Origin of the sequence: Candidatus Arsenophonus triatominarum, assembly GCF_001640365.1 — a bacterium.
Taxonomy (GTDB): Bacteria; Pseudomonadota; Gammaproteobacteria; order Enterobacterales; family Enterobacteriaceae; genus Arsenophonus; species Arsenophonus triatominarum.
This window is the reverse complement of the sequence record NZ_LWMI01000044.1, coordinates 1-5,003: the sequence shown is the minus strand read 5'-3', so window position 1 is coordinate 5,003 and position 5,003 is coordinate 1. Positions and strand designations below refer to the sequence as shown.

Annotated in this window: 5 protein-coding genes and 3 pseudogenes; 2 read left to right on the top strand and 6 right to left on the bottom strand. The window is 35.8% G+C overall.

The window, feature by feature from the left end:
- The 3 genes and pseudogenes from AYJ55_RS21050 to AYJ55_RS21040 all read right to left on the bottom strand — a co-directional run.
- A pseudogene (locus tag AYJ55_RS21050) lies at nt 1-608 on the bottom strand (hypothetical protein); the annotation flags it as partial.
- A gap of 115 nt (nt 609-723) precedes the next feature.
- On the bottom strand, nt 724-1,116 hold the full coding sequence (locus tag AYJ55_RS21045) for a hypothetical protein (RefSeq protein ID WP_162505788.1): 393 nt from the start codon (nt 1,114-1,116) through the stop codon (nt 724-726).
- A 302-nt stretch (nt 1,117-1,418) separates the two neighbouring features.
- Complete coding sequence (locus AYJ55_RS21040) at nt 1,419-1,628, bottom strand: hypothetical protein (RefSeq protein ID WP_063657619.1); 210 nt, start codon at nt 1,626-1,628, stop codon at nt 1,419-1,421.
- Nucleotides 1,629-2,102: 474 nt separating this feature from the next.
- Here AYJ55_RS21040 and AYJ55_RS21030 point away from each other — a divergent pair, with 474 nt between their 5' ends.
- Entirely contained in the window at nt 2,103-2,477 is a 375-nt protein-coding gene (locus AYJ55_RS21030; protein ID WP_162505787.1) for a cytosine permease, read from the top strand.
- Nucleotides 2,478-2,597: 120 nt separating this feature from the next.
- Nucleotides 2,598-3,547 (top strand): annotated as a pseudogene (gene parM / locus AYJ55_RS21025) (plasmid segregation protein ParM domain-containing protein).
- A 520-nt stretch (nt 3,548-4,067) separates the two neighbouring features.
- Here parM and AYJ55_RS21020 read toward each other — a convergent pair.
- The 3 genes and pseudogenes from AYJ55_RS21020 to AYJ55_RS21010 all read right to left on the bottom strand — a co-directional run bounded on the left by AYJ55_RS21020 (nt 4,068) and on the right by AYJ55_RS21010 (nt 4,883).
- Nucleotides 4,068-4,340 carry a hypothetical protein gene (locus tag AYJ55_RS21020; protein ID WP_063657614.1) on the bottom strand — a complete coding sequence of 91 codons (273 nt, stop codon included), beginning with the start codon at nt 4,338-4,340 and terminating at the stop codon, nt 4,068-4,070.
- Between the two features lie 3 nt (nt 4,341-4,343).
- Nucleotides 4,344-4,614, bottom strand: a pseudogene (locus AYJ55_RS21015) (HU family DNA-binding protein).
- 71 nt (nt 4,615-4,685) lie between these two features.
- Entirely contained in the window at nt 4,686-4,883 is a 198-nt protein-coding gene (locus AYJ55_RS21010; protein WP_063657794.1) for a hypothetical protein, read from the bottom strand.
- Nucleotides 4,884-5,003: the final 120 nt, after the last annotated feature.

Sequence of the window (5,003 nt, the reverse complement as noted above, 5' to 3'; positions counted from 1 at the left end):
CCCGTTCCTGTACTCGAAACTCCCTGTTGCACTCGAACCAGTCCGATAATTTTTTGCTCAACGGCTCGATGTAGCTCATCGGCAGACTTGTCGACAAACTCCTGAAATTCACCACGCAGCGAATCCGCCAAAATTAGCTTCAAGTCAAAATTTTGAGAAGGAAGGGTTAGGGATGGTTTATATATTTCTGTAATCTTTGTAGTAATCTCTTGATCAAACGAACTCGATAATGTCGATTCCCCGAACTCGACAATGTCTACTTCGGGAGCTCCATTTTCTCCATCTCGCGAAACTCCCTTTTTTGAGTTGGCGAAATTATCCAGAATTTCATTAAGCTTACCTTCATCAATTTTGTAATATGTTTTATGTTCAAGCCGTTTTTCTGTAACGAGTAAAACTCCAATTGCGACTAATTTTTTTATTGCTGTTCGTTGTTCGTCATGTGTCAATCCGGTTTCTTCTTCAAGATCATCTCGAGTTTTGTAAACTCCTAATTCAGAATTAGCTTTGTCCTGCCAGTAAAATATTTGGGAAAAAAGAATTGCTGCGGTTAATCCACCAAGCGGTTTGGCTAAATTTGGATAATACGCATGTGGATTACCTATCAATCGTAATGTAGCGGCACTTTTCACTCAATCACTCCCGTTATTGAATTTTTGAGAACGATTTCATATAAAAATGAGAAAATCATCATATGAAAAAACGTGTGATTTCCCTGGGGGGTTAAAGTAGATTTGAAGAAAAATAATTTTTAATTATAAAAATAGGCGTCAATGCGCGCTCTTTGTTCGATGATTTTTTGTTTTTGTTGTTTTTGCGGTAATTCATAAACAGATTGGCATAAACCACAATCTGTCGTTGAAAATTCTGTAATTGCTGGCGTGGATTTTCGTGTCGCCAAAACGCTTTTTTGAGTTCTTGATTAAATTCACGTTCAGCGTCTTTCTTGGCAAGAAATTCAATTTTCCTGATTTCTCGCCTGATTTTTGCATTACTCTTACTTTCTTTAAAAATAATTTCTTGGGCATTTTCCCTCCTGAGCGCTATATTTTGATGTTTCTGAATTTCAGATGATAACAACCCCCGTAAAAACGAAGAGTTAAATACGATTTCCACAAATCGAATGAATGTGGATAACCGTGTTATTGAATAAAAAACACCAAAACAGAACACACAAAAACGGCATTCTGTCCTCTGCGACTCGCAGAGAGGAAAACCCCAAATTGTATAAAGAGCAAATGCTGTGCAAAAGACAGCTAAAAATAGATTTTACAATTGTAAGTCTAAAATTAAATTTGTCAAATAGTTGATCAAATTCAATAACTTAAATAAAAAATAAACTGATCAAAATCAATAAGTTACGATTAAAAAATAATCGTATTTTTTAAGGTTGGATGATTGAATTTTTCAGCGATAATTTAGCAATTTTTTGTTGCGTATATTTTTGCTCTGCTTTCGCCTATCAAACTTCCATTTCCACCTTCAACATCAAAGTGGTAAATCAGCCCTTTTTCGGTGAATTCTTGCTTTTTCAATTTCACGATTTTCAAGATTTCGTCGTTGTGAAAAACGGACATACCTGCTTGTAACCGCCGAAAGGTTGTTCTGTATTTGTTAGCTTGAATCATGATAAATTCCCCTTGTTTTCGAGCGAAAAGAACTAGAAATATCAGAACAATTCTTATTGTTTATAAAAAAGGGAATATGCTCCGTTGTTGCTACATATTCCCTTTGGGTGTTTACTTGATTTCCAACTCGTGTCTGGAAATCAGAAAAATAAAAAAACAAATATAGTTATTATTGTAGTTCCCTAGTGTTGGCCAACTGGCCTATGAAATCTGTTTGCAAAAGCCCATTTTCTCGGGGTTTTTCATTATAAAAATCCGGTTATTTTTATTTGTAATATCTAAAACGTACTCGTACATCAGCATTCCCTCATCCAAACAAGAGAAACAAAATCTAGGCGCCAGATTTGGAATTGAGATCGGGTGGCAGACTGAATGGGGTTAGTACTACCGGACAAAGTGAACGGCGAGCCTTTCGGCTCCCCATCCAGCCAACCATAGAAAGTGGCGTAGGAAGTGTGCCGGCCATAATACTTCATGCCGGTCTTGATTTCATCACGGGGCACTGCGCTATCGATGATGGGCATCTTAAACCACTTTGTAGATTTCCTTTCCATACTTGGCATTATTTTCCCACCAATAACTGGTGTCATGCTGGTTGATTACTACATTTTGAAAACGAGCAGGAAAATTCTAGACGAAACTAGAGAAAAACGGATATTACCTTCTGATTCAGATACTCCTTTAATTGGCTGGTCTGCTATTTTTGCTTGTATTGCTGGCACACTTGTCGGCGTATTCTTCAACTTCGGCATCCCCTCGTTGAATTCTATTCTGATGGCTGGAGTGACTTATTGGATTTTGATGATAATAACAAGAAAAAAAGCATCAAAAACTCATAAAGTAATATAAAATTCAAATTTTAATGACTATTTAGCAGCAAAAATGATGCTAAAATTCATAAATTATATTGCTGAATGTATTTTTTCATCTAAAATGACAATTATTTGATGCAAAAAAGATGAGGAAAACATGAAAGTTTTTATCGATGATGGCTCAACGAATATAAAATTAATTTGGCTAGAAAATGATGAAAAAAAAGTAGCTATTGTTCCAACCAGTTTTAAGCGTGGCTGGGTCGCTGACATTGGTAACGATGATATCGTTAATTTTTTAATTGAAGGTGAAAAATATTCTTTTGATAAATTGGATATTCGAAATATAACAACCAATAACAGCGAGTGGCAATATAGCCTGATAAATACTGTCGCCATTCATCATGCTCTATTGCAAACTAGCATTATTCCTCAAGAAGTTGATATTACTGTTACTTTGCCATTGGCAGAATATTATGACGAAGATAATCAGATAAATTTTGATAATATAGAGAGGAAGAAAAAAAACTTAAGAAAAATCGTATCAAACAATAAAAATTTTCCAATGTTTTCTTTTAAAGAAATATCTGTTAAACCTGAATCAATACCTGCCGGATTTGATAAATTGATTGATATTCCAGAAACACAATCAATGTTAATTGTCGATATAGGTGGGACTACGTTAGACATTGCTCAAATTAGCGGAAATATGTCAGGGGTTGTTAATTTAGCTGGTGATTCTGATATTGGTGTTTCAATAATTACACGTGAAATTAAACGTATATTAGAAACAGCAAACACTTGTGCTTCAAATTACATTGCTGATCAGTTCATCATTAATCGCCACAATAAAGAATGGCTCAAAAAAAATACAAACGATCCAAGTAAAATAAATACCGTTGTATCAGCTATTAATCAAAATATAAAACGATTATCTGATCGAGTTATCGAGTCAGTGAGTCTTTTAGTGGTTATTCATATGTTCTTGTGATAGGTGGTGGCGCTCCTATAATTTCTGATGCTTTAAAAGACCATACAAAAATTATACCAGAGCGTTTTTATATGTCAGAAACCCCACAGCTAGATCTTGTTAACGGACTTTATTAATGGGGAGAAATTAAGGTGAAAAATAAAATGTCCGTAGATTTACTTTATCACTTTCTGAAACTGATCAATCAGAAGCATGGCTAATAAAACACTTGAACAAATCTGATAAAATCAACAAAGAATGCAAACGAGCTTTGCTGGCCGGCTTTGCTCTTGATAAGGCATCACCTAGGCTCGTTGATATATTATCTCGGCTTTTAGGAGATGATATAGAGTCACAGCAATAAAAGAGCTAGTTTATGTTTTCTTGCTAATCAGGCCAATTTACCAAACAACAATAAAACAATGATTATTCAACAACTTCAACCAATAATTACGATATAGCATTGAAAAAAAGTAAATCCTTCATGGCAGATTGATTACTTTATGTTGAATTAGCCAACTTTCGCAGTTGGCTTTTTCTATTTCTGAAACCTGAAACTCAAAGTTGCTATAACGCATTGTGGGCAACGATAAATTTTTAGACGTACGAATTTACGTTTTTATCGAGAAAATCTCTCATAATTGATTACAGGACGTTTTAGAGGGTATTCTGACTCTTCTTTCTGTCTTCCTTTAGCACTTCAATGAAGACTTGCTCGAATTCGTCATTTTTGGGTAGGTCTTGATTGAGGATATATTTTCTGACGAAAAAATCGGGTTCAATGCCTAATCGTCTTGAGGCTTCAAAACCTCGCTTGACCCAATCCAGCGGCAAAGTGTGCTCATGGGCTAATTCCTCTGCCCAATGCCAATCAAACTGTTTGATTTCATCTTCACGCAGAATATGAATTGAACTTGCGTCATAGGTCATGAATTACTTCACCGCATCTTTGAGATTTTGACCTGCTTTAAAACTCGGTACATTTGCAGCAGCAATTTTAAGTGGTTCGCCTGTTTTTGGGTTTCGTCCTTCCCTAGCTGCTCGTTGCTTAACCTGAAAACTACCAAAGCCAATGAGTTGTACGTCATTGCCGGATTTCAAAGATTCTGTCACAGATTCTATGAAAGCGTTAATCGACTTCTCGCGTCTTCTTGCTCAAACCTGATTTCGCTGCAACTTTACTGATGAGTTCTGTTTTGTTCATGGTGTGCCTTTTCAAATTAAAATTTTGTATTAATTCTAGGTCGTTTTCAGAGAAAGTATATCTTGTTTTGCTCAGATTTGGAACGGATATTTTGTATTTTGCCTTCTCTCATCGCCAATTCTAGCTTTTCTCTTCTGCCAATTCTGCTTACAGTATTTTGAGCATTCTACGGCTCTACGTAAATCTGGCATTGTTAAACTTAACGACGACGGGTCGTATTTCTTCAAATCCTTCTCGTACTGATAAAGAATTGCAGCATTTTTCTTCATCCACTCTCCCTCATCATGAGAACCTGTTTTGACATGTGGACGTTTAGCTAGTCTTGGCGTTTGCTTAGTGACTGTTGCTTTTCTTCAACACATCCAAAACGCATACCTACAACAGATCTA

Bases quoted from the DNA above. Each gene is read 5' to 3' on its own strand.
- AYJ55_RS21040 (WP_063657619.1), bottom strand. From the start codon at position 1,628: ATGATTCAAGCTAACAAATACAGAACAACCTTTCGGCGGTTACAAGCA.
- AYJ55_RS21030 (WP_162505787.1), top strand. From the start codon at position 2,103: ATGCCGGTCTTGATTTCATCACGGGGCACTGCGCTATCGATGATGGGC.
- AYJ55_RS21020 (WP_063657614.1), bottom strand. From the start codon at position 4,340: ATGACCTATGACGCAAGTTCAATTCATATTCTGCGTGAAGATGAAATC.
- AYJ55_RS21010 (WP_063657794.1), bottom strand. From the start codon at position 4,883: ATGAAGAAAAATGCTGCAATTCTTTATCAGTACGAGAAGGATTTGAAG.